Origin of the sequence: uncultured Leptotrichia sp. (genome assembly GCF_938036635.1) — a bacterium.
Taxonomy (GTDB): Bacteria; Fusobacteriota; Fusobacteriia; order Fusobacteriales; family Leptotrichiaceae; genus Leptotrichia; species Leptotrichia hongkongensis.
Genome location: NZ_CALHQO010000085.1, coordinates 1 through 3,667 on the forward strand (window position 1 = coordinate 1; position 3,667 = coordinate 3,667).

General features: G+C 30.0%; 2 protein-coding genes. One reads left to right on the top strand and one right to left on the bottom strand.

From position 1 onward, the window contains the following. Positions 1–207: 207 nt before the first annotated feature. Positions 208–2,298 carry an NAD-dependent DNA ligase LigA gene (gene ligA, locus Q0370_RS01605; RefSeq protein WP_299571210.1) on the bottom strand — a complete coding sequence of 697 codons (2,091 nt, stop codon included), beginning with the start codon at positions 2,296–2,298 and terminating at the stop codon, positions 208–210. Positions 2,299–2,514: 216 nt separating this feature from the next. Here ligA and Q0370_RS01610 point away from each other — a divergent pair, with 216 nt between their 5' ends. Beyond that, positions 2,515–3,537 (top strand): glycosyltransferase family 9 protein, encoded by a 1,023-nt coding sequence (locus Q0370_RS01610; RefSeq protein ID WP_299571213.1) that lies wholly within the window; start codon positions 2,515–2,517, stop codon positions 3,535–3,537. The last annotated feature ends 130 nt before the right edge of the window (positions 3,538–3,667 follow it).

Below are 3,667 nucleotides of genomic sequence, written 5' to 3' on the forward strand. Positions count from 1 at the left end.
TAAAACTTGTAAAACAAAATGGAAAATGGTTAATTGATGACTCAAAATAAATTGGACAAAGAAACAAATGATATAGTGAAATAACAATTCATTGAAATAAAAATAGGGATTACTGTAATTTAAGGAAATCCCTATTTTTTATAAATAAAATTTATTAAATTTATTGAATTTATTTAACATTGAAAGTGTTCGGTGATGTGTTAAAAATTAAATTTCCAAAAATTCCTTTTCAAATTCATCTTCTGTAAGTATCCGAATTCCCAATTTTTCAGCTTTTTCCAGTTTACTTCCAGCCTTTTCCCCAGCGATTAGAAAATCTAGATTTTTTGAAACTGTTGAAAGATAATTTCCGCCTTTAGACAGGATAATGTCTTTTATGTCATTTCGTTTGTATTTTTCCAGTTTTCCAGTTGCAAGGAAGTTTTTGTCTTTTATTGGATTATCTGCTATTTCTTCTGAATTAGTTTCATCAACAGCAAATTGTAATCCAATATTTTTTAAATCTGTGATAATTTTCCAGTTATTTTCATCATTTAAGAAAGTATTTACAGCAACTGCCACTTTATCGCCAATCCCTTTTACAGCCAGTAAATTTTCGATTGACTGATTTTTCAGATTTTCAATGTTTTTGAAAGTTTTTGTCAAAAGATTTGCATTGAATTTTCCAACAAAAGGGATTCCAAGTGCGTAGAGAACTTTTGAAAAATCACGATTTTTACTGGACTCAATGCTATTTATTAAGTTATCTACACTTTTTTGTCCCATTTTTTCGAGATTTTCCAGTTCTTCACGGTATTTTTCAAGCGAATAAATATCGACTATTGTTTTTATTTTTCCTAATTCAATAAATTTTTCGACAATTTTGTCACCAAGTCCAGAAATATTCATTGCGTCACGGGAAACGAAATAGGCAATTTGACGTTTGACTTTTTCGGGGCAAAGTGGATTGTGGCATTTTAAGGCGACAAGTCCTTCTTCGTGTGCAAGCTCGCTATTGCAGACAGGACAATTTGTTGGCTCCTGAATTTCAATTTCTTGTCCAGTTCTATCGTCAAACACGACATTTACAACTTGCGGAATAATTTCGGCCGCCTTTTCTACAATAACATTATCACCAATTTTTATATCTTTTCTGCGAATTTCATCAAAGTTATGTAAACTTGCTCTTTTCACAACAGAACCTGATAAATTCACAGCTTTAAGTTCAGCAACAGGAGTGATTACACCAGTTCTTCCAACTTGAAAAGTTACATCCATTAATTTAGTCTTTACTTGTTCAGCAGGAAATTTGTAGGCAATTGCCCATCGTGGGCTTTTAGTTGTGTAGCCAAGCGTTTCGTAAAGTGCAAAATTATTTACTTTTATAACAAGCCCATCTGTTTCATAATCAAGTTTTTTCCTGTCGTTATGCCATTTGTCGATGGATTTTTCCAATTCTTTAAAATCAGTATATTTCTCAAATATTTTTGTTGTTTTAAACCCAAGTTTTTCAATATATTCAATACTTTCCAAATGAGTATTTATGCCATAATTTTCAGCGTTTACAAGATAATAGAGATAGCAGTCAAGCCCACGCTCTGCAACAATTGTCTTATCAAGCTGTCTTATTGTCCCAGAAGCTGCATTTCTAGGATTTGCGAAAACATCTTCTCCATCATCTTCCCGTTCTTGATTTATTCGGTTAAAGCTCGAAATTGGCAAAATGATTTCTCCACGAACTTCCAGTGAAATATTTTTTTTCAATTTTTTAGGAATAGTTTTAATTTCCATAATATTTTCAGTCACATCTTCCCCAACTTGCCCATCTCCCCGTGTTACAGCCTGAACAAGCACTCCATTTTCATAAATCAGGCTTATACTAAGCCCATCCAGTTTCAGTTCCAGAATATACTCTAGTTTCTTTGAATTCTCCTTAACATTTTCAGATAAAATAATTTTTTTGATTCTTTTGTCAAAATCCTCAATTTCAGAAATATTATAAGTATTCGACAAACTAAGCATAGGCACCCGATGTCGTACCTTTGAAAATTTTTCGCTCGCAGTACCCCCAATCTTTTCAGTAGGCGAACTTTCTCTATTTTCCTCATTTTTCAGCAATTCTGGATATTCCTGCTCAAGCTGTTTTAATTCACGCATTAAAGCGTCATATTCCATATCGGAAATAATAGGATTGTCCTCGTTATAATAAAGATTATTATGATATTCGATTTCATTTCTCAATTTTGTATATTTTTCTTTAACATTAGAAAAACTGGTATTTTTTTCATTATCTATATTTAAATTTTTACTTTCCTGCATTTTCTTTTTTCCTTTATCTAATTTTTATTTTCTTTTGTCAATTCTAACATATTATATTTTTTATTTCAATATGCCTGTTATAACCTATGTAAAAAAATACTAAAATATGGTATAATAACTCTGTATACAAAGATAAATGAAATATTTATAAAAAAGCTTAAAAATAGGATGTTTTAGAAGATTTTGGATTAATGGGGTTTTGAAAAAGGAGAAAAAATGAAAATATTGGTAATACATACAGCATTTATTGGAGATATTGTATTGTCTACGCCTTTGATACAAAGGTTAAAGGACATGTATCCTGAATCAGAAATTGATTATTTGACATTGCCGACAAATAAAAGTGTGATAAGTAACAATCCAAATTTAAATGAAATAATTCTTTATGATAAAAAAGGGCAAGATAAAGGGATAAAAGGTTTTTTGAGAGTTCTAAAGATTTTAAAACAAAAAAAATATGACTATGCTGTAATTCCACATAGATTTATAAAATCCATATTGCTTGCAAAATTAGCAAAAATTCCTAATATTGTAGGATTTGATGTAGCGACAGGCTCATTCCTGCTAAATAAGAAAGTTCATTACGATATGAAAAAGCATGAAGTAGAAAGATTACTTGATTTAGTAGAATACAAAGGAGAAAAAATTCCAATTAGAATTTATCCTGCAAAAGAAAATTTTACTAAAATTAATAAAATTCTGGAATATCACGGCTACTTTGGAAATGAGGGACAAAAACTGATATTAGTTGCACCAGGTAGTCAAAGAGCAGAAAAAATGTGGCCGATAGAAAAATATCGTGAGATTATTGAAAGATTGAAAAAAAATAAAAATTATTTTATTGGTATAACTGGCTCAAAAGCCGAAAAAAAATTATCTCTAAATTTCCCAAATGATAAAAATGTTATTGATTTTCGTGGAGAAATTAATCTTGTAGAATTTGGAGCTTTGATTTCAAAGGCTGATATTGTCGTTGGAAATGACAGTTCTCCAATTCATATTGCAAGTGGATTTGAAAAGCCGTTTGTGATTGGAATTTTTGGACCTGGAAAACGTTCATTGGGATTTTTTCCTTGGACTGAAAAAAGCAATGTTATTGAGGATAATGAATTTTATGAGAATAATATTGTGAAAATTCCTGAAAGACAGCATAAGTATAGGAAGGATTATTATAGGGGAATACCTAGGATTAGTGTGGAAAGAGTATACAAAGAGATTTTGGTAAGACTAGATGCCTAAAAAATTGAAAAATAACGAAATTTCATACTAAACACCGTTTAAAAAATATAAATTGTGTTTTATATTATAGTAAAATATCTCGATTTCTTGCAAAGAAATTCCTAATTATTCTGTTGTTTAAATAGAAAAT

What these genes read in the sequence shown, in the direction of transcription:
- ligA (WP_299571210.1), bottom strand. Translation starts at nt 2,298, where the DNA reads ATGCAGGAAAGTAAAAATTTAAATATAGATAATGAAAAAAATACCAGT.
- Q0370_RS01610 (WP_299571213.1), top strand. Translation starts at nt 2,515, where the DNA reads ATGAAAATATTGGTAATACATACAGCATTTATTGGAGATATTGTATTG.